The sequence below is a fragment of the Pseudomonas sp. O230 genome (genome assembly GCF_045447035.1).
Classification (GTDB): domain Bacteria; phylum Pseudomonadota; class Gammaproteobacteria; order Pseudomonadales; family Pseudomonadaceae; genus Aquipseudomonas.
This window is the reverse complement of sequence record NZ_JBJGXN010000013.1, coordinates 193889-212964: the sequence shown is the minus strand read 5'-3', so window position 1 is coordinate 212964 and position 19076 is coordinate 193889. Positions and strand designations below refer to the sequence as shown.

Genomic DNA, 19076 nt, shown 5'->3' with positions numbered 1-19076 from the left:
TCTAATTTCACATTTCTGTCATATAGGTCAAAAAAGCCCAGAAACACGAAGGCCGAGCCCAAGGGGCTCGGCCTTCTTCCCTTCTACTTACAAGCTAGGGAACGCAAATTGCGACGCTTCATGGCTCGCCCGTTGCGGCCAGCGCTGGGTGATGGCCTTGCGACGGGTGTAGAAGCGCACGCCATCCGGGCCATACGCATGCAGATCGCCGAACAGCGAACGCTTCCAGCCGCCAAAGCTGTGATAAGCCACCGGCACCGGCAACGGCACGTTAACGCCGACCATGCCGACTTCGATCTCATCGCAGAACAACCGCGCCGCTTCGCCATCACGGGTAAAGATGCAGGTGCCGTTGCCATACTCGTGATCGTTGATCAGTTGCATCGCTTCTTCGAGGCTATTGACCCGGACGACACAAAGCACAGGACCAAAGATCTCTTCTTTATAGATACGCATCTCTGGCGTGACGTTATCGAACAGGCAGCCACCCAGGAAGAACCCTTCCTCATGACCGGCCACGCTCAGGCCACGACCATCCACCACCAAGGTTGCCCCCGATGCAACGCCGTCTTCTACATAGCCACTGACTTTGTCACGAGCCTGACCGGTGACCAATGGCCCCATGTCCAGGCCACAAGTGGTACCGGCACCGATCTTCAATGCCTTGATCTGCGGCGTCAGTTTCGCCACCAACGCATCCGCCACCTGGTCGCCGACACACACGGCTACCGAAATCGCCATGCAACGCTCTCCGCAAGAACCGTAAGCCGCGCCCATCAGTGCGCTGACGGCGTTATCCAGGTCCGCGTCCGGCATCAGCACCGCGTGGTTCTTCGCGCCGCCCAGTGCCTGAACGCGTTTGCCGCGTTTGGTGCCTTCGGCATAGATGTATTCGGCAATCGGCGTCGAACCGACAAAACTCAGCGCTTTGACTTCCGGCGCTTCGATCAGCGCATCTACGGCAGCCTTGTCGCCATGCACAACGCTCAGCACGCCTTTCGGCAGACCGGCTTCCAGCAACAACTGAGCGATCAACAGCGTCGAGCTTGGATCACGCTCGGACGGTTTGAGAATGAAGCAGTTACCGCAAACGATCGCCAGTGGATACATCCACAGCGGCACCATCGCCGGAAAGTTGAACGGAGTAATACCGGCAACCACGCCCAACGGCTGGAAGTCCGACCAGGCATCAATGTTCGGGCCGACGTTACGGCTGTATTCGCCCTTGAGGATTTCCGGTGCCGCGCACGCGAACTCGACGTTCTCAATACCGCGCTTCAGTTCACCGGCTGCATCTTCCAGGGTCTTGCCGTGTTCTTCGCTGATCAGTTGAGCGATACGCGCTTCGTTCTGTTCCAGCAGTTGCTTGAAGCGGAACATCACCTGCGCACGTTTGGCCGGCGGAGTATTGCGCCAGGCCGGGAACGCAGCCTTGGCCGAGTCGATGGCTTTCTGGATGGTTTCACGGCTGGCCAATGGCAGCTTGTGGATCGCCTGGCCGGTAGACGGGTTAAACACGTCGGCGGTGCGACCGTCTTCGGTCACCAGTTCGCCGTTGATCAAATGCGGGATAAGGCTCATGCGGGGCTCCTGAAAAGTTGTCCACAGGCGCCCGTCACCGGGCGCCTCTATATAGAAGGGAAAAATCAGTCGATTTTGTTCAGCACTTCGCCGACCGCGTCGAACAGACGATCAAGGTCTTGCGGCTTGCTGTTGAAGGTTGGGCCGAACTGCAGGGTGTCGCCGCCGAAGCGCACGTAGAACCCGGCTTTCCACAGCGCCATGCCCGCTTCGAACGGACGTACGATGGCGTCGCCGTCACGCGGGGCGATCTGGATTGCACCGGCCAGACCGTAGTTGCGAATGTCGATGATGTTTTTCGAACCCTTCAGGCCGTGCAGCGCATTTTCGAAATGCGGTGCGACGTCGGCCACGCTCTGCACCAGGTTTTCCTTTTGCAGCAGGTCGAGGGCGGCCAGGCCTGCAGCGCAAGCCACCGGGTGCGCGGAGTAGGTGTAACCGTGCGGGAATTCCACGGCGTACTCAGGCGTCGCCTGGTTCATGAAAGTCTGGTAGATCTCGGAACTGGCAATCACCGCGCCCATCGGGATCGCGCCGTTGGTGACTTGCTTGGCGATGCACATCAGGTCCGGGGTCACGCCGAAGCTGTCAGCGCCGAACATCGAACCGGTACGGCCGAAACCGGTGATCACTTCGTCGAACACCAGCAGGATGTTGTGCTGATCGCAGATTTCGCGCAAACGCTTGAGGTAGCCCTCAGGCGGAACCAGCACACCAGCGGAACCGGCCATTGGTTCAACGAATACGGCAGCGATGTTCGACGCGTCATGCAGTTCGATCAACTTGAGCAGCTCATCGGCCAGCGCGATACCGCCCTCTTTCGGCATACCGCGCGAGTAAGCATTGCTCGCCAGCAAGGTGTGCGGCAGGTGATCGACATCCATCAAACCCTGGCCGAACAATTTACGGTTGCCGTTCACACCGCCAAGGCTGGTGCCGGCGATGTTCACGCCATGGTAACCACGGGCACGGCCGATCATTTTGGTTTTGGTTGCCTGGCCTTTCAGGCGCCAGTACGCGCGGACCATCTTCACTGCAGTGTCAGCGCACTCGGAACCCGAGTCGGTGAAGAACACGTGATTCAGATTGCCCGGCGTCAGGTCGGTGATTTTTTCCGCCAGTTGGAACGACAACGGGTGACCGTACTGGAAGCCCGGCGAGTAATCGAGCGTGCCCAGTTGCCTGGCAACCGCTTCCTGGATTTCCTTGCGGGTGTGCCCGGCGCCGCAGGTCCACAGACCAGACAGCGAATCGTAGACCTTGCGCCCCTTGTCGTCCGTCAGCCAACTGCCTTCAGCCGCCACGATCAGTCGCGGATCGCGCTGGAAATTTCGGTTGGCGGTGTAGGGCATCCAGTGAGCATCGAGCTTGAGCTGGCTGGCCAGGGAAGTCGGGGCGTTTTCAGGCAAGTTCATGGGCAAAACCTCGCAAGGCAATAAGCGGCGTGGAGATGAAAAGCGTTCTTGCAGCTAAATTGCCATGGGGATAAAGTCTGTGAAATCCAACTTTTCTAACGTTCAGTCAGGCCGCTACTAAACTATGAGCACTCGTCGCCCCGATCCGCTGGCACAAGTCAGCGACTTTGATATCCGCCTGCTACGGATTTTTCGCAGCGTGGTGGAGTGCGGCGGTTTCTCTGCGGCGGAATCGGTGCTCGGGATTGGCCGCTCGGCGATCAGTCAGCAAATGAGCGACCTGGAACAGCGCCTCGGCCTGCGCCTGTGCCAACGCGGTCGCGCCGGGTTTTCCCTGACAGAAGAAGGCCGCGAGGTCTATCAATCGGCGTTGCAGCTATTGAGTGCGCTGGAAAGTTTCCGCACCGAGGTCAACGGTCTGCATCAACACCTGCGCGGCGAATTGACCATTGGCCTGACCGACAACCTCGTCACCCTGCCCCACATGCGTATCACCCACGCCCTGGCGCAATTGAAGGAGCGCGGACCGGACGTGCAGATTCAGATCCGCATGATCGCGCCAAATGAAGTCGAGCAAGGCGTGCTCGACGGCCGTTTGCATGTCGGCGTGGTGCCGCAGGCCAGCGCACTGTCGGGGTTGGAATATCAGCCGCTCTACAGCGAACGTTCGCTGTTGTATTGCGCGGTCGGCCATCCATTGTTTTATGTCGATGACAAACAACTGGACGACGAGCGCCTCAACAGTCAGGACGCCATCGCCCCGACTTTCCGTTTGCCGGCCGAGATTCAGGCGCATTACCAGGCACTCAATTGCACCGCCAGTGCATCGGACCGCGAAGGCATGGCGTTTCTGATTCTGACCGGGCGCTACATCGGTTACCTGCCGGATCATTACGCCAGCCTCTGGGTACAACAAGGTCGCTTGCGTGCACTGAAACCGAAAGCACGTTTCTATGACTTGAGCCTCGCATCCGTCACTCGCAAGGGTCGTCGCCCGCATTTGGTGCTGGAAAGCTTCCTTGAGAGCCTGGCCGCAACACGATGAAACCTTGTGGGAGCGGGCTTGCTCGCGAAAGTGGTGGGTCAGTCAATATTCATGCGGCTGACCCACCGCCTTCGCGAGCAAGCCCGCTCCCACAGGGGGTGTGGTGTTCGGGTTTTATTGCTTCGGGACTTGTCTGAAAACTGTGGTTGCGCTATCAACGCACTGGTTGCACCCACCCACTTGTCCGGAAGTGCCTATGACCTTTGAAGTCCCCGCTCACGGCGGCAAACCTGCCAGCCGCATTCGTCAGAAGAACGAAGAGACCATCATCAAAGCCGCCGAAGACGAGTTCGCCCGTCACGGATTCAAAGGCACGAGCATGAACACCATCGCCCTGAATGCCGGGTTGCCCAAGGCGAACCTGCATTACTACTTCACCAACAAGCTCGGCTTGTATGTGGCGGTGTTGAGCAACATCCTGCAGTTGTGGGACAGCACCTTCAACACCCTCACCGCCGAGGATGATCCGGCCGAAGCGCTGACGCGGTACATTCGCGCCAAAATGGAATTCTCCCGCCGCCAGCCGCAAGCCTCGCGAGTCTTCGCCATGGAAGTGATCAGCGGCGGTGAGTGCCTGACCGAATATTTCAACCAGGACTACCGCGCCTGGTTCCAGGGCCGGGCGGCGGTGTTTCAAGCGTGGATCGACGCTGGCAAAATGGACCCGGTCGAGCCGGTCAACCTGATCTTTCTGCTGTGGGGCAGCACCCAGCATTACGCGGACTTTGCCACGCAGATTTGCCGGGTCAGCGGCCGTACCAAGTTGACCAAGCAAGACATGGAAGACGCCGGCGACAACCTGATCCGCATCATTCTCAAAGGCTGCGGCCTGACTCCAGCCATTTAAGACTCTTATGCCATTTACCCTCAGCGGCGTTTGCGAATACCGCGAAGAAATTCGCAAAAGCCGCTTCATCACCTTAGCCGCACCGATCAGCAGCCCATCTGAAGCCCAGGCCTTCATCGAACAGCACAGCGACCTGAACGCCACGCACAATTGTTGGGCATGGAAGCTCGGCGCCCAATACCGCAGCACCGATGACGGAGAACCTGGCGGCACGGCCGGGCGACCGATTCTGGCGGCCATCGACGCACAGGATTGCGATCAGGTCGCGGTGCTGGTGATCCGATGGTATGGCGGCATTCAACTCGGCACCGGCGGCCTCGCCCGAGCGTATGGCGGCGGTGCGAACAAGTGCCTGCAAGCGGCACCGAAAGTTGAGCTGATCAGCCGTGTGCCGCTGAGTTGCAACTGCGGGTTTGGCGAATTGACCCTGGTGAAACTTCGGGTGAGCGAACTGGGCGGATTGGTGGTGGAAGAAACGTTCACGGCCAACGGTGTGGAGCTGAAACTGGCGATGGGCGAAGCGCAAATCGAGCAGCTACAAAGCCAGCTCGCGGACCTGAGTCGCGGGCGCATTCTGTTGCAGCGCTGATCGCACCAACAACGCTCAACAGCCTTTCGTCGATCCAGCGTATTTGCCCACATCTACTGTGCACCCGGCTGTGGATAACCTGAGCACATTCCGCTGTAACCCTTCTGTCATGCGGCTTTGCGGCCGTTGTTCATTTTTCATCCAATCTGCGATCAAAACGATCAAATCCACGCAAAAACAATAAGTTAGGGTGGTTTAGCACCTTTAGAAGAAAGCCGGTCAGTGCTTATGCCCGAGCTTTGCGCTTGCGCACAAATACTGTGGAGCAATCTGTGGATAACCCGTTCATGGCTGGCGCGGCCCCATATCCGGCATGGCTTGCAGTGGGTTGCTCGTTTTTTGACCAAATCTGCCTGCGCAAAACCGGAGCCTGTTCAACGGCTTCGCCCTCATGTGGTGCCTGGTTCGGGATCGAAAGATGTCGAAGCAGCCCACCGGAGCCTCGGCCCATACGCTTTTTCATTTTTCCTGACTCAATGGCCAGGAAATTGCTTTATCCACAGGCACAACTTCCATCGACCCGAGCCTGTCATGCCCAACCCCGTGCCGATCCCCGACCAAACGCCTCGCCTGCAACTGCGCAGAATCAGCAAACGCTACCCGGGTTGCCTGGCCAACGATGCCATCGACTTGAGTATTGCGCCGGGAGAAATCCATGCGCTGCTCGGCGAAAACGGCGCGGGCAAAAGTACGCTGATGAAAATTATCTACGGCGTCACCCAAGCCGATGCTGGCGAGATGATCTGGCAAGGCCAACGCGTGACCATGCGCAACCCGGCCCAGGCTCGCGGTTTAGGAATCGGCATGGTGTTCCAGCACTTCTCGTTGTTCGAAACCCTCAGCGTGGCGCAAAACATTGCGCTGGCGATGGGCGCAGCCGCCGGCACACCGAAACAACTTGAGCCAAAAATTCGTGAAGTGTCCCGGCGCTACGGCATGGCACTGGAACCGGAGCGAATGGTCCACAGCCTGTCGATTGGCGAACGGCAGCGGGTTGAAATCATTCGGTGCCTGATGCAGGACATCCGCCTGCTGATTCTCGATGAACCGACCTCGGTGCTGACCCCGCAAGAGGCCGACGAATTGTTCGTCACCCTGCGCCGGCTCGCGGCCGAGGGTTGCAGCATTCTGTTTATCAGCCACAAGCTCGGTGAAGTGCGTGCGTTGTGCCACAGCGCCACGGTGCTGCGCGGCGGTCGCGTGGCCGGGCATTGCGTGCCGGCGCAGTGCTCGGATCAGCAACTGGCGCAGTTGATGGTCGGGGAAGCGGCCGAGCTGATTACTGATTATCCAAAGGTGGTTGGCGATCAGGCATTTTTGAACGTGAGCGGATTGTCGTGGCACAACCCCGATCCGTTTGGCTGCTCGCTGAAGGACATCGATCTCGAAGTGCGCGGCGGCGAAATCGTCGGCATCGCCGGGGTGGCCGGCAATGGCCAGGATGAGTTGCTGGCAATGCTCAGCGGCGAACAACGCCTGCACCGCAATGACGGTGCAACCCTGCGTTTTGGCGGGCAAGCGGTGGCTCATTTAGCCCCAGATGCCCGTCGCACACTCGGCCTGGCATTCGTCCCCGCCGAACGTCTGGGTCACGGCGCGGTGCCGGAGTTGAGCCTGGCCGACAACGCCCTGCTCACTGCATTTCAACAAGGTCTGGTCAGCTACGGGTTGATTCAGCGAAGCAAGGTCAACGCGCTGGCCGAAGACATCATCCGCCGCTTCGGCGTCAAGACACCCGACGCGCAAACGCCGGCCCGCAGCCTGTCCGGTGGCAACTTGCAGAAATTCATCCTCGGTCGGGAAATGCTTCAGCAACCGAAATTGCTGGTGGCCGCGCACCCGACCTGGGGCGTGGACGTCGGCGCTGCCGCGACCATTCACCGCGCGCTGATTGCCTTGCGCGATGCTGGCGCGGCGATCCTGGTGATCTCCGAAGACCTCGACGAACTGTTCCAGATCAGCGACCGGCTCGGCGCCTTGTGCAGTGGACGCTTGTCGCCACTCAAGGCAACTGTCGACACCTGCCTGATCGACGTCGGCGGCTGGATGGCCGGCCAGTTCGACACCCCAACATCACTTGCACCGGCAACGGTTTAACGGAGTTTCACATGCTGCTTTCTCTCGAACCCCGTGGCCAGCAATCGCGGCTGATGCTCTGGTGCTCGCCGTTGTTGGCGGCGGTCCTGACGTTGGGCTGCGGCTCGCTGCTGTTTATCGCGCTCGGCCATGACCCGTTATTGACGTTGCATACATTGCTGATCGCACCGGTCAGCGACCTGTACGGCGTCTCCGAATTGCTGGTCAAAGCGCTGCCGATTCTGCTTTGCGCGTTGGGCCTGGCCGTGGCGTATCAGGCGCGGATCTGGAACATCGGCGCCGAAGGTCAATTGCTACTCGGCGCGCTGGCCGGCAGTGCGTTGGCGGTCAACCTTATCGGCCTGCAAAGCCGCTGGGCATTGGTCTTGATCCTGCTCGTCGGCACGCTGGCCGGCGCAGCCTGGGCCGGGCTGACGGCGTGGTTACGCACACGCTTCAATGCCAACGAAATCCTTACCAGCATCATGCTCAACTACATCGCCCTGAACCTGCTGCTGTTTTGCGTGCATGGGCCGTTGAAGGACCCGGCCGGGTTCAACTTTCCGGAGTCGGCGATGTTTGGCGACGCCAGCCGTTTGCCGCTGTTGATGGAGGACGGTCGGGTTCATGCCGGGGTGTATTTCGCGTTGCTCGCGTTGGTGGCGGTGTGGGTTTTGTTGCAGAAAAGCTTCATCGGTTTCCAGATCAAAGTGCTCGGGCTGGACAAGCGCGCGGCGGGTTTTGTCGGGTTTCGCGAGAAGCGCCTGATCTGGCTGGCGCTGTTGATCAGCGGCGGATTGGCCGGGCTGGCCGGGGTGTGTGAAGTCACCGGGCCGATTGGCCAACTGGTGCCGCAAGTCTCGCCGGGGTACGGCTACGCCGCGATCACCGTGGCGTTTCTCGGGCGACTCAACCCCATCGGGATTTTGTTTTCCAGCCTGTTGATGGCATTGCTGTATATCGGTGGCGAGAGCGCGCAGATGAGCATGAACCTGCCGCAAGCGATCAGCCAATTGTTCCAGGGCATGATGCTGTTTTTCCTGTTGGCCAGTGACGTGCTGATTCTCTATCGACCGCGTTTGAATCTGCGCTGGGTGCGCCGTTCGCCCGCCACCGCCGTTCATGCAGGAGCGCTGTGATGGATATCGATCTGCTGAGCAATATTTTCTACGCCATGGTGCGCTGCGGCACGCCGTTGCTATTGGTGGCGCTGGGTGAACTGATCTGTGAGAAAAGCGGCGTCCTCAACCTCGGCCAGGAAGGCATGATGCTGTTTGGCGCGGTGATCGGTTTTATCGTCGCGTTGAACAGCGGCAACCTCTGGCTTGGCGTGTTGCTGGCGATGCTCGCCGGGATGTTGCTGTCGTCGCTGTTTGCGTTGGTGGCGCTGGTGTTCAACGCCAATCAGGTGGCCACCGGGTTGGCGCTGACGATCTTCGGCGTGGGCCTGTCGACGTTTGTCGGGGCGGCATGGGTGGGTAAACCGCTGGCGGGTTTTGAGCCGGTGGCGATCCCCTGGTTGAGCGAGATCCCGCTGATCGGGCGGATGCTGTTTGCGCAGGATCTGCTGGTGTACCTGTCGTTCGCGTTGTTTGCGCTGGTGGCGTGGGTGATTGTGAAAAGTCGTGTCGGGCTGATCATTCAGGCCGTCGGCGAAAACCCGGATGCGGCCAGTGCGATGGGCTTGCCGGTGTTGGGCGTGCGCACCTTGGCGGTGTTGTTCGGCGGGGCGATGGCCGGGTTGGCCGGGGCTTATCTGTCGCTGGCTTACACGCCGATGTGGGCGGAGAACATGAGCGCGGGCAGAGGCTGGATTGCGTTGGCGCTGGTGGTGTTTGCCAGTTGGCGGGTGTGGCGGTTGCTGCTGGGGGCCTATCTGTTCGGGCTCGCCAGCATCCTGCACCTGGTGGCGCAGGGGTTGGGGCTGGCGATTCCATCGAGCCTGCTGGCGATGCTGCCGTATGTTGCAACCATTGTGGTGCTGGTGCTGTTGTCGCGGGATGCCGTGCGCACACGGTTGTATGCGCCGGTGTCGTTGGGGCAGCCGTGGCAGGCGGGGCACTAGAGGTTGCCTGCACCGGCCCCTTCGCGGGCACCGCTCCCACTTGCCCGCGAAGGGGCCCGAACAGGTAACACTTGAACCACGCCCCACGCCAATTCAAAGACCAGGAAAAGCACCAACAGCGAACTGGCGCCATGGAGCAAGGCATAGAGCTGCCAAGCCGAAAACAGAAATCTGCCGACTGCGTCATAACGGCCATACACCTGCTGCGGATCACGAATCCGCAGCACCGCCCACACGCACACGATCGAGCCCAACAGGTTCGCCATCAGCATGTGCATCGGCTCAAACGCCGGCAGTTCACCGGGCAAATCCAAAGCCTGGCTAACACTCGCCAGCACCCCATGCAACGCCGCAAAACTCCATGGCGTGGCAAACGCGGCCGTCACGATCAAGTCATACCAGGCGCTGCCGCGCACCAAACGGCGATATTGCGCTGAAGTCCACATCCGTCTTGCTCCAAAAAATCAGGGAGCAACAAGGCTAAAGCCTGGAGTATGCTCCAGGGTCAAGCCCTCTCGAGACGTCAGAATGCGCATCGGTGAACTAGCCCAGGCCAGCGCCGTCAGCCGTGACACGCTGCGCTTCTATGAGCAGCGCGGATTGATCGCGGCGCAACGCAGCGCCAATGGTTATCGCGAGTATCCAGACGACATGGTGCAACTGGTGCTCTACATCAAGACCGCTCAACGGCTGGGCTTTACCCTCGGCGAGATCGGCAACAGCGTCGCCGCGTTGTGGCAGTCGCCCGATCCGGACAGCGCCGTCACGCAATTGCTGCAAGACAAACTCAAACTGATCGAAACCCGAATGGACGAACTCGGCGCGTTGCGCAACGAGTTGCAACAACGGCTCGGGCAGCGTTGTCCATTGAATCCGTGATCCTCACTTACCAAGGAAGCCACTCATGTCTACGGCAAAAACCGCACTCATCATCGGCGCCTCCCGGGGCTTGGGCCTCGGTCTGGTGAAAACCCTGCTGGCCGATGGCTGGCAAGTCACCGCCACCGTGCGCAACCCGCAGAACGCCGACGCCTTGCAGGCGCTGGGCAAGGTGCGGATCGAAAAACTCGACATGGATGATCAGCAGGCCGTCATTGCCTTGAGTCAGCAGCTCAAGGGCGAAGTGTTTGATCTGCTGTTCGTGAATGCCGGGGTCAAAGGACCTGACGTGCAGACACCGGGCGGCGCAACGCTGGCGGAAGTCGGTCAGTTGTTCTTCACCAATGCGGTGGCGCCGATCAACCTGGCACAGCGTTTTGTCGGGCAGATTCGCCCGGACAGCGGCGTCCTGGCGTTCATGAGTTCAGTGCTCGGCAGCGTGACCATGCCGGACGCGCCGGAACTGGCGTTGTACAAGGCGAGCAAGGCTGCGTTGAACTCGATGACCAACAGTTTTGTGACGCAATTGGGCGAGCAGAAACTGACCGTGTTGTCGCTGCATCCGGGCTGGGTGAAGACCGACATGGGTGGTGAGGGTGCCGACCTGGATGTGGAAACCAGCACGCGTGGCTTGGTTGATCAGGTGAATGCCTACACCGGCAAGGGCGGTCACCACTTCGTCAATTACAAGGGCGAAACCATTCCCTGGTAATCACCGCCGCCCTTCTGTAGGAGCCGGCTTGCCGGCGATGGTGTGTCAGCTGCATGGATGTCGACTGACACACCATCGCCGGCAAGCCAGCTCCTATAGGTTATTGATCGTCTGGTCGGGCGGGGCTTGCCCGTTTCGCGGTTTTGTTTGAAACTCCGCACCTCGTCCTCGCGGCGACCCTGGATCAGCAGACAGGGTAATCACTGAGCTGGCTAACCTGAACCCCACTTTCAGAGGAGCCGGCCAACATGCCTGCGACCCGTACCTGGTTAAAAAACCCCCTCGCGATCTTCACTGCCAATGGCCTCGATGCCCGTGGCGGTTTGGTGCTGCAAGACGGCTTGATCGTCGAAGTCCTCGCTGCCGGCCAGCAACCGTCCGCGCCCTGTGGACACGTGTTCGATGCTCGTGAACATGTGATCCTGCCGGGGCTGATCAACACTCATCACCACTTCTATCAAACCCTGACCCGCGCCTGGGCGCCGGTGGTCAATCAGCCGTTGTTCCCGTGGCTGAAAACCCTGTACCCGGTCTGGGCACGCCTCACCCCTGAAAAGCTCGCCCTCGCCACAAAAGTCGCGCTGGCCGAGCTCCTGCTGTCCGGCTGTACCACCGCCGCCGATCACCATTACCTGTTCCCGAAAGGCCTGGAAAATGCGATCGACGTGCAAGTCGAAAGCGTTCGCGAACTGGGCATGCGCGCCATGCTGACGCGCGGTTCCATGAGCCTCGGCGAAAAGGACGGCGGCTTGCCCCCGCAGCAGACCGTGCAGGAAGGCGAAGTAATCCTCGACGACAGTCAGCGCCTGATCGCCGAGTACCACGAGCGTGGCGATGGCGCGCAAATCCAGATCGCCCTGGCGCCGTGCTCACCGTTTTCGGTGACCCCGCAAATCATGTCCGCCAGCGCCGAACTGGCGAACAAACTCGACGTGCGTTTGCACACGCACCTGGCGGAGACCCTCGACGAAGAAGACTTCTGCCTGCAACGCTTCGGCCTGCGCACCGTCGATTATCTGGACAGCGTCGGCTGGCTCGGCCCGCGCACCTGGCTGGCCCACGGCATCCACTTCAACCCGGATGAAATCGCCCGCCTCGGCGCGGCCGGCACCGGCATTTGCCATTGCCCGAGCTCGAACATGCGCCTCGCTTCCGGTATCTGCCCGACCCTGGAGCTGACCGCCGCCGGCGCGTTGCTGGGCTTGGGCGTCGATGGCTCGGCGTCCAACGACGCGTCGAACATGATGCTCGAAACCCGCCAGGCGCTTTACATCCAGCGGCTGCGTTACGGCGCCGAGAAGATCACGCCGGAATTGGTGTTGGGCTGGGCGACCAAGGGCTCGGCCAGTTTGCTCGGGCGTAGCGACATCGGTGAACTGGCGGTGGGCAAGCAGGCGGATCTGGCGTTGTTCAAGCTGGATGAACTGCGTTTCTCCGGTAGCCATGATCCGGTTTCGGCGTTGCTGTTGTGCGGCGCGGATCGGGCGGATCGGGTGATGGTCGGCGGGAAATGGCGAGTGATTGACGGGCAGGTTGAGGGGCTGGATCTCAAAGGCCTGATCGCCGATCACAGCCAGGCGGCGCGGCAGTTGATCAGCGGCGCCTGACAGACGCAATCGCCGGCAAGCCGGCTCCTACAGGTTATGCGCGGTGCCTGTAGGAGCCGGCTTGCCGGCGATGTTTTACAGGCCCAACACCGACAACATGATGAACGTCGCAAACAGCACAAAATGGGTCATGCCTTCGATGGCATTGGTTTCGCCATCGTTGAGATTGATCGCGCTGACGATCAGGGTGAGGAAGATCATCACCGTCTGCACCGGCGTCATTGCCATCTGAAACGGCTGGCCGGTGTAGAGCGCCATCGCTTCCATCACCGGCACCGTGAGGATCACCGTCGACAACGATGCCCCCATGGCGATGTTGACCACCGATTGCATGCGATTGGCCAACGCGGCGCGCAACGCGGTCAGAATCTCGGGCGCAGCGGAAATCGCCGCCACCAGAATCGCCGTGATCACCGGCGGCGCACCCGTGCCCTCCAGGCCCAGGTCGAGGGTTTTCGACATCACCTCGGCCAAGGCGCCGATCACCACCACGCCAAACACCAACGTGCCGATACTCAAGGCAAGATTGACCGGCGGCGCTTCATCCTCCGAGGCTTTCTTGCGCCGTTTTTCCGGGTAGCTGTAGCTGAAGAAATAGCTGTGCGGCCCGACCTGCATGCGCAGGAACAGGGTGTAAAGCACGACCATCGCGCCAATGGTGAACGCCGAATACACCTTCCAGTTCGCCTCGGGAATGAACTCCGGCACCACCATGGAAACGCCCATGGCGGTGAGGATCATCACGCTGTAGCTGCGCGCCGAGTCATCGTTGTAAGACTGCTCGCCGTGCTTGATTCCGCCCATCAACGCGGCGAGGCCGAGGATGCCATTGATGTCGAGCATCACCGCCGAATAGATCGTGTCGCGCACCAGCGTCGACGAGGCTTCGTTGCTCATCATGATCGCCAGGATCACCACTTCGACCAGCACCGCGGCCAGGGTCAGGATCATCGTGCCGTAAGGGTCGCCGACCTTTTCCGCCAGCAGTTCGGCGTGATGGGCGACGCGCATGGACGCGGCGACGATGAAGGCGATCAGGGCCAGGCCGGCGGCCAGCGCAATGGGCTGGCCGCTGTGCAGCATCCATGGCTCCAGCGGATAGGCGATGAACGCGGCGATCAGGGCCAGCAGCAGAAATTTTTCTTGCTTGAGGAGTGTGAGCATTGCGGGCCTTTTGCCGAGTGGAGCGAAATCAGTGCGATGAGCTACTGACTGCGGGGCGGCGCTAACGTTTCGTTACACCTTAGCGCACCACGGGCAGGCAGGAAGATTCAGCGGCGCACCGCAGTGCGTCATCGCCAGCAAACTGGCTCCTGCAAAAGCCGATCACCGCGTCCCTGTAGGAGCCGGTTTGCCGGCGATGGCGCCCTCCCAATCACCACAAAACCTGAAACCTGAATTTTAGTTGTCCTGTTGGTCAGCAATTTGCATTACCCCCTCCAACCTCAAAACAAAATGGAGTTGGAATTCATGCATAAACGTCCGTTGAAGCTGCTGTGCGCCGTCGCCGCAACCCTTGGTCTGAGCGTCAGCCTGACCGCCAGCGCCGCCGACCCGCTGAAAGTCGGCTTCGTCTACATTGGCCCGATCGGCGACCACGGCTGGACCTATCAGCATGAACAGGGGCGCAAGGCGCTGGCGGAAAAACTCGGCCCACAGATCACCACCCACTACGTGGAAAACGTCGCCGAAGGCGCCGACGCCGAACGGGTGATCCGCAACATGGCCAAGGACAACTACGACCTGATTTTCACCACGTCTTTCGGCTACATGAACCCGACCCTGAAAGTTGCGAAGCAGTTTCCCAAAGTGACCTTCGAACACGCCACCGGCTACAAGCAGGACACAAACCTTGGCACCTACCTCGCGCGCACCTATGAAGGTCGCTACGTCGGCGGCTTCCTCGCGGCGAAAATGACCAAGACCAAGAAGATCGGTTACGTCGCCTCGTTCTCGATCCCGGAAGTGATCCGCGACATCAACGCCATTCAACTGGCCCTGAACAAGTACAACCCCGGCACCGAGATCAAAGTGGTGTGGGTCAATTCCTGGTTCGATCCGGGCAAGGAAGCCGACGCCGCCAACGCGCTGATCGACCAAGGCGTGGACGTGGTGTTCCAGCACACCGACAGCCCGGCGCCGATTCAGGCGGCCGAACGTCGCGGCGTGTATGCCGTGGGCTACGCTTCGGACATGGCGCACTTCGGGCCGAAAGCGGTGCTGACCTCGATCGTCAACGATTGGGCACCGCACTACATTCAGGCGACCCAAAGCGTGATCGATCATGCGTGGAAATCGCAGGACTACTGGGGCGGTCTGAAGGAAGGCACGGTTGAACTGCCGATCAGCGACCTGGTGCCGGCGCCGGTGAAAGCCGAGGCCGAACAGCTCATCGCGGACATCAAGAGCGGTGCGCTGCATCCGTTTACCGGGCCGATCAAGGATCAGGCCGGCGTCGAGAAAATTGCGGCGGGCGCGACGGCGAGCAACGCGGAACTGGCCTCGATGAATTACTACGTTGAAGGCATGAAGGCCGATATTCCGAAGTAATCCTTTCAATGGAAACACAGTACCTGTGGGAGCGGGCTTGCTCGCGAAAGCGGACTGTCAGTTAACATCTTGCCACCTGACACACCGTTTTCGCGAGCAAGCCCGCTCCCACATTGGATCTTCAGCGTTATTAAGGATTGCGCATGAACAGCCTTCCGATCATCGACATCGCCCCGCTCTACCGCGACGACCAAACTGCCTGGCAAACCGTCGCTACGCACATCGACCGCGCCTGCCGCGAGTGGGGCTTTTTCTACATCAAGGGTCACCCGATCAGCACCGCACGCATCGACGCCGTGCTCGATCACGCCACCCGTTTCTTCGACCTGCCCGCCGCCGAAAAGCTCACCATCGACATCACCCAGACCCGACACCATCGCGGCTACGGCGCGATAGCCACGGAACAGCTCGACCCGAGCAAGCCCAGCGACCTCAAAGAAACCTTCGACATGGGCCTGCACCTGCCCGCCGATCACCCGCAAGTCCTCGCGGAAAAACCGCTGCGCGGCCCCAACCGTCATCCCTCGATACCCGGTTGGCAAGCGCTGATGGAGCAGCACTACGTCGACATGCAGGCGCTGGCCCAAACCCTGTTGCGCGCGATGACGATGGCGCTGAACATCGAGCGCGACTTCTTTGACACGCGCTTCCACGAACCGGTCAGCGTGCTGCGAATGATCCACTACCCGCCGCGCCACACCGCCAGTTCCGCAGAACAACAAGGCGCCGGGGCCCACACTGATTACGGCTGCATCACCCTGCTGTATCAAGACGCGGCCGGTGGCCTGCAAGTGCGCAACGTCAAAGGCGACTGGATCGACGCGCCGCCTATCGAAGGCACGTTCGTGGTCAACCTCGGCGACATGATGGCGCGCTGGAGCAACGACCGTTACCTGTCGACGCCGCACCGGGTGATCAGCCCGCTGGGGGTGGACCGTTACTCGATGCCGTTCTTCGCCGAGCCGCACCCCGACACGCGCATCGAATGCCTGCCCGGTTGCCAGGATGAGTCGCACCCGGCGAAATACCCGGCCACCACCTGCGCCGAATTCCTGCTCTCGCGCTTCGCCGAGACCTATGCGTACCGGCGGGAACAGGACGCGGGAAGATGAACCGCTTGGTCAGGTTTTACCAATTATTGCAGTCAGCATCTGTAGAATGCCGGCATTGCACCTGATGAGATGTCGAAAATGTACGATTGGCTGAACGCCCTGCCCAAGGCAGAACTGCACTTGCACCTGGAGGGTTCGCTGGAGCCCGAGTTGCTGTTCGCCCTGGCCGAACGCAACAAGATCGCCCTGCCGTGGAGCGATGTCGAAACCCTGCGCAAGGCGTACGCCTTCAACAACCTGCAAGAGTTTCTCGACCTGTATTACCAGGGCGCCGACGTGCTGCGCACCTCTCAGGATTTCTACGACCTGACCTGGGCCTACCTGTTGCGTTGCAAGGCGCAGAACGTGATTCACACCGAGCCGTTCTTCGACCCGCAAACCCACACCGACCGTGGCATCCCGTTCGAAGTGGTGCTCAACGGCATCGCCGCCGCGCTGAAGGATGGCGAGCAGCAACTGGGCATCAGCAGTGGTTTGATCCTGAGTTTCCTGCGCCACTTGAGTGAAGAAGAAGCCGAGAAAACCCTCGACCAGGCGCTGCCGTTCCGCGATGCGTTTGTGGCCGTCGGCCTCGACAGTTCGGAAATGGGTCACCCGCCGAGCAAGTTCCAGCGTGTGTTTGATCGCGCCCGTCACGAAGGCTTCCTGACCGTCGCCCACGCCGGTGAAGAAGGCCCGCCCGAGTACATCTGGGAAGCCCTCGACCTGCTGAAAATCCAGCGCATCGACCATGGCGTGCGCGCCATCGAAGACGAGCGCCTGATGCAGCGGATCATCGACGAGCAGATCCCGTTGACCGTGTGCCCGTTGTCGAATACCAAGCTCTGCGTGTTCGATCACATGTCCCAGCACAACATTCTCGACATGCTTGAACGCGGCGTGAAAGTCACGGTGAACTCGGATGACCCGGCGTATTTCGGCGGGTATGTGACCGAGAACTTCCATGCGTTGTACACCGATCTGGGCATGACCCAGGATCAAGCCAAGCGTCTGGCACAAAACAGCCTGGATGCGCGGTTGGTAAAACCGTAAGCCTCACCGCATAACCCCTGTGGGGGCGGGCCCGCGATGACGGAGTGCCAGTCAAGATCGTTGGCCCCTGATACACCGCGATCGCGGGCAAGCCCGCTCCCACAGGTTATGCGTTCAGCCGATGACAGAAGATTCAGTCAACTCCTCCAGCGTCTTGCCCCGCGTCTCCATCCCGAACACCCACACCACTGCCGCCGCAATCGCAAAACACATCGCCCCCAGCGCAAACACCCCACCCTGCCCGGTCATCGGGAACACCAGCCCGGTCACCAACGGCCCAAGCAATGAACCCACGCGGCCAATAGCCGAGGCGAACCCCGAACCCGTGGCCCGCGCCGATGTCGGGTACAACTCCGGCGTGTAGGTGTAGAGCACCGCCCACATGCCGAACAGGAAGAACTGCATCAACAGCCCCGAGGTAATCAGCAAGCCGACATTGCCGCCAAATACCGCGCTCTGACCGTAAAGAAACGCCATCACCCCGCCACCCAGCAGCGTCACCACGCACACCGGTTTACGCCCCCAGCGCTCCACCAGCCACGCCGCCATGAGGAAACCGGGGATCCCGCCGAGGGAAATCAGCACCGTGTAATACACCGATTGCGTCACGGCAAAACCCGACTGTTGCAACAGCGCGCTGAGCCACGACGTCAGGCCGTAGAAACCCAGCAAGGCAAAGAACCAGACGCTCCAGATCATCATCGTGCGTTGGCGATACAGCGGCGACCAGATCTGCTGCAAAGCCGAGAAGAAGTTGCCCGGCGTACTCTCCACACGCGGCAGGCGCACAGGCTCAGGTAAATCCGATTGACCCAGCGAAGCCCGGACCCGCTCTTCGATGCCCAGCAACACCTTGTCTGCCGCCTCATGCCGCCCGGCCTGTTCCAGCCAGCGCGGTGACTCGGGGATGAAAAAGCGGATCGCCAGGACGAACACCGCCGGCACGGCCAGGACCAGGAAGATGTCCCGCCAACCGATCACCGGCAACAGGAAGTACGACAGCACCCCGGCCGCGACGAACCCGAGCGGCCAGAAACCGTCCATCAACGCGATGTAACGCCCGCGTCGTTTGGCGGGAATCAGCTCGGACAGCATCGACTGCGCGATGGGAAACTCCATACCCATGCCGATCCCCAGGAGGATGCGGAACATGGTCAGCGTTTCGACGTTCTGTGCCGTGGAGCACAGATAACTGGCGATGCCCCACAACACGATGCTCCACTGGAATACCGGTTTGCGACCGAAACGGTCGGCGAGCATGCCGGACAGCGACGCGCCCAGCACCATGCCGAAGAAACTCGAACTGGCCAGCAACCCGGCCTGCGCCGTGCTGAGGCCGAACTCGGTTTTGATCGAGCCGAGGAGGAAGGTCATCATCGCCAGGTCCATGGAGTCGAAGAAAAACGCCAAGGCAATGATGATGAAAATGATCCGGTGATACCCACTGACAGGCAGCCGTTCCAAACGTTCTGCCGCGCTGAAGCCACGTGTTTCCATGCCACATCCCCCCCAATCCGAAAGTCCCTGGATCGAGTGTGCGCGATAGCCGCAGAGGGTTATTGCTGG

17 protein-coding genes are annotated in these 19076 nt (G+C 60.5%); 12 read left to right on the top strand and 5 right to left on the bottom strand.

The features are described 5' to 3' along the window. Positions 1-87: 87 nt before the first annotated feature. Positions 88-1581 carry a CoA-acylating methylmalonate-semialdehyde dehydrogenase gene (locus ACI77H_RS27085; RefSeq protein ID WP_008031364.1) on the bottom strand — a complete coding sequence of 498 codons (1494 nt, stop codon included), beginning with the start codon at positions 1579-1581 and terminating at the stop codon, positions 88-90. 65 nt (positions 1582-1646) lie between these two features. After that, a complete protein-coding gene (locus tag ACI77H_RS27080; protein ID WP_407014776.1) occupies positions 1647-2996 on the bottom strand; it encodes an aspartate aminotransferase family protein in 1350 nt (449 codons plus the stop codon). A 124-nt stretch (positions 2997-3120) separates the two neighbouring features. Between ACI77H_RS27080 and ACI77H_RS27075 the strand changes: the two genes are divergently transcribed. From ACI77H_RS27075 to ACI77H_RS27050, 6 genes are all read left to right on the top strand, one after another. After that, the gene (locus tag ACI77H_RS27075) at positions 3121-4041 is read left to right on the top strand and encodes a LysR family transcriptional regulator (RefSeq protein WP_007940170.1); all 921 of its coding nucleotides are present in this window, start codon (positions 3121-3123) and stop codon (positions 4039-4041) included. Between the two features lie 196 nt (positions 4042-4237). Further along, the gene (locus ACI77H_RS27070) at positions 4238-4888 is read left to right on the top strand and encodes a TetR/AcrR family transcriptional regulator (protein WP_407014774.1); all 651 of its coding nucleotides are present in this window, start codon (positions 4238-4240) and stop codon (positions 4886-4888) included. Between the two features lie 7 nt (positions 4889-4895). Further along, positions 4896-5477 (top strand): IMPACT family protein, encoded by a 582-nt coding sequence (locus ACI77H_RS27065; RefSeq protein WP_407014773.1) that lies wholly within the window; start codon positions 4896-4898, stop codon positions 5475-5477. Positions 5478-6008: 531 nt separating this feature from the next. Next, the gene (locus ACI77H_RS27060; RefSeq protein ID WP_407014771.1) at positions 6009-7574 is read left to right on the top strand and encodes an ABC transporter ATP-binding protein; all 1566 of its coding nucleotides are present in this window, start codon (positions 6009-6011) and stop codon (positions 7572-7574) included. A gap of 11 nt (positions 7575-7585) precedes the next feature. Further along, the gene (locus tag ACI77H_RS27055; RefSeq protein ID WP_407014769.1) at positions 7586-8692 is read left to right on the top strand and encodes an ABC transporter permease; all 1107 of its coding nucleotides are present in this window, start codon (positions 7586-7588) and stop codon (positions 8690-8692) included. Then, positions 8692-9618, top strand: coding sequence for an ABC transporter permease (locus tag ACI77H_RS27050; protein WP_407014767.1), 927 nt, complete (start codon positions 8692-8694; stop codon positions 9616-9618). The genes ACI77H_RS27055 and ACI77H_RS27050 overlap by 1 nt, the downstream gene beginning before the upstream one ends. Here ACI77H_RS27050 and ACI77H_RS27045 read toward each other — a convergent pair. After that, positions 9615-10064: a hypothetical protein gene (locus ACI77H_RS27045; protein WP_407014766.1), complete on the bottom strand. Its 450-nt coding sequence runs from the start codon at positions 10062-10064 to the stop codon at positions 9615-9617. The genes ACI77H_RS27050 and ACI77H_RS27045 overlap by 4 nt on opposite strands. 82 nt (positions 10065-10146) lie before the next feature. Here ACI77H_RS27045 and ACI77H_RS27040 point away from each other — a divergent pair, with 82 nt between their 5' ends. From ACI77H_RS27040 to ACI77H_RS27030, 3 genes are all read left to right on the top strand, one after another. Then, complete coding sequence (locus ACI77H_RS27040; RefSeq protein WP_192227000.1) at positions 10147-10497, top strand: MerR family transcriptional regulator; 351 nt, start codon at positions 10147-10149, stop codon at positions 10495-10497. Between the two features lie 25 nt (positions 10498-10522). Then, complete coding sequence (locus ACI77H_RS27035) at positions 10523-11209, top strand: SDR family oxidoreductase (RefSeq protein ID WP_407014765.1); 687 nt, start codon at positions 10523-10525, stop codon at positions 11207-11209. Positions 11210-11457: 248 nt separating this feature from the next. Further along, positions 11458-12816 carry an 8-oxoguanine deaminase gene (locus tag ACI77H_RS27030; protein ID WP_407014764.1) on the top strand — a complete coding sequence of 453 codons (1359 nt, stop codon included), beginning with the start codon at positions 11458-11460 and terminating at the stop codon, positions 12814-12816. Positions 12817-12891: 75 nt separating this feature from the next. Here ACI77H_RS27030 and ACI77H_RS27025 read toward each other — a convergent pair whose 3' ends face one another. Continuing rightward, positions 12892-13980, bottom strand: a complete 1089-nt coding sequence (locus ACI77H_RS27025; RefSeq protein ID WP_407014763.1) for a calcium:proton antiporter — start codon at positions 13978-13980, stop codon at positions 12892-12894. Positions 13981-14286: 306 nt separating this feature from the next. Here ACI77H_RS27025 and ACI77H_RS27020 point away from each other — a divergent pair, with 306 nt between their 5' ends. The 3 genes from ACI77H_RS27020 to ACI77H_RS27010 all read left to right on the top strand — a co-directional run bounded on the left by ACI77H_RS27020 (position 14287) and on the right by ACI77H_RS27010 (position 17510). Beyond that, positions 14287-15366, top strand: a complete 1080-nt coding sequence (locus tag ACI77H_RS27020; protein ID WP_407014762.1) for a BMP family ABC transporter substrate-binding protein — start codon at positions 14287-14289, stop codon at positions 15364-15366. Positions 15367-15509: 143 nt separating this feature from the next. Then, complete coding sequence (locus tag ACI77H_RS27015) at positions 15510-16478, top strand: 2-oxoglutarate and iron-dependent oxygenase domain-containing protein (RefSeq protein ID WP_407014761.1); 969 nt, start codon at positions 15510-15512, stop codon at positions 16476-16478. A gap of 78 nt (positions 16479-16556) precedes the next feature. Further along, positions 16557-17510, top strand: a complete 954-nt coding sequence (locus tag ACI77H_RS27010; protein ID WP_407014760.1) for an adenosine deaminase — start codon at positions 16557-16559, stop codon at positions 17508-17510. 114 nt (positions 17511-17624) lie between these two features. Here ACI77H_RS27010 and ACI77H_RS27005 read toward each other — a convergent pair whose 3' ends face one another. Then, entirely contained in the window at positions 17625-19007 is a 1383-nt protein-coding gene (locus ACI77H_RS27005) for an MFS transporter (protein ID WP_407014759.1), read from the bottom strand. Positions 19008-19076: the final 69 nt, after the last annotated feature.

Excerpts from the sequence above, each read along its gene's own strand:
- ACI77H_RS27065 (WP_407014773.1), top strand. The coding sequence starts at position 4,896 with ATGCCATTTACCCTCAGCGGCGTTTGCGAATACCGCGAAGAAATTCGC.
- ACI77H_RS27040 (WP_192227000.1), top strand. The coding sequence starts at position 10,147 with ATGCGCATCGGTGAACTAGCCCAGGCCAGCGCCGTCAGCCGTGACACG.
- ACI77H_RS27010 (WP_407014760.1), top strand. The coding sequence starts at position 16,557 with ATGTACGATTGGCTGAACGCCCTGCCCAAGGCAGAACTGCACTTGCAC.
- ACI77H_RS27050 (WP_407014767.1), top strand. The coding sequence starts at position 8,692 with ATGGATATCGATCTGCTGAGCAATATTTTCTACGCCATGGTGCGCTGC.
- ACI77H_RS27075 (WP_007940170.1), top strand. The coding sequence starts at position 3,121 with ATGAGCACTCGTCGCCCCGATCCGCTGGCACAAGTCAGCGACTTTGAT.
- ACI77H_RS27085 (WP_008031364.1), bottom strand. The coding sequence starts at position 1,581 with ATGAGCCTTATCCCGCATTTGATCAACGGCGAACTGGTGACCGAAGAC.
- ACI77H_RS27070 (WP_407014774.1), top strand. The coding sequence starts at position 4,238 with ATGACCTTTGAAGTCCCCGCTCACGGCGGCAAACCTGCCAGCCGCATT.
- ACI77H_RS27055 (WP_407014769.1), top strand. The coding sequence starts at position 7,586 with ATGCTGCTTTCTCTCGAACCCCGTGGCCAGCAATCGCGGCTGATGCTC.
- ACI77H_RS27005 (WP_407014759.1), bottom strand. The coding sequence starts at position 19,007 with ATGGAAACACGTGGCTTCAGCGCGGCAGAACGTTTGGAACGGCTGCCT.
- ACI77H_RS27080 (WP_407014776.1), bottom strand. The coding sequence starts at position 2,996 with ATGAACTTGCCTGAAAACGCCCCGACTTCCCTGGCCAGCCAGCTCAAG.
- ACI77H_RS27045 (WP_407014766.1), bottom strand. The coding sequence starts at position 10,064 with ATGTGGACTTCAGCGCAATATCGCCGTTTGGTGCGCGGCAGCGCCTGG.
- ACI77H_RS27035 (WP_407014765.1), top strand. The coding sequence starts at position 10,523 with ATGTCTACGGCAAAAACCGCACTCATCATCGGCGCCTCCCGGGGCTTG.
- ACI77H_RS27015 (WP_407014761.1), top strand. The coding sequence starts at position 15,510 with ATGAACAGCCTTCCGATCATCGACATCGCCCCGCTCTACCGCGACGAC.
- ACI77H_RS27060 (WP_407014771.1), top strand. The coding sequence starts at position 6,009 with ATGCCCAACCCCGTGCCGATCCCCGACCAAACGCCTCGCCTGCAACTG.
- ACI77H_RS27025 (WP_407014763.1), bottom strand. The coding sequence starts at position 13,980 with ATGCTCACACTCCTCAAGCAAGAAAAATTTCTGCTGCTGGCCCTGATC.
- ACI77H_RS27020 (WP_407014762.1), top strand. The coding sequence starts at position 14,287 with ATGCATAAACGTCCGTTGAAGCTGCTGTGCGCCGTCGCCGCAACCCTT.
- ACI77H_RS27030 (WP_407014764.1), top strand. The coding sequence starts at position 11,458 with ATGCCTGCGACCCGTACCTGGTTAAAAAACCCCCTCGCGATCTTCACT.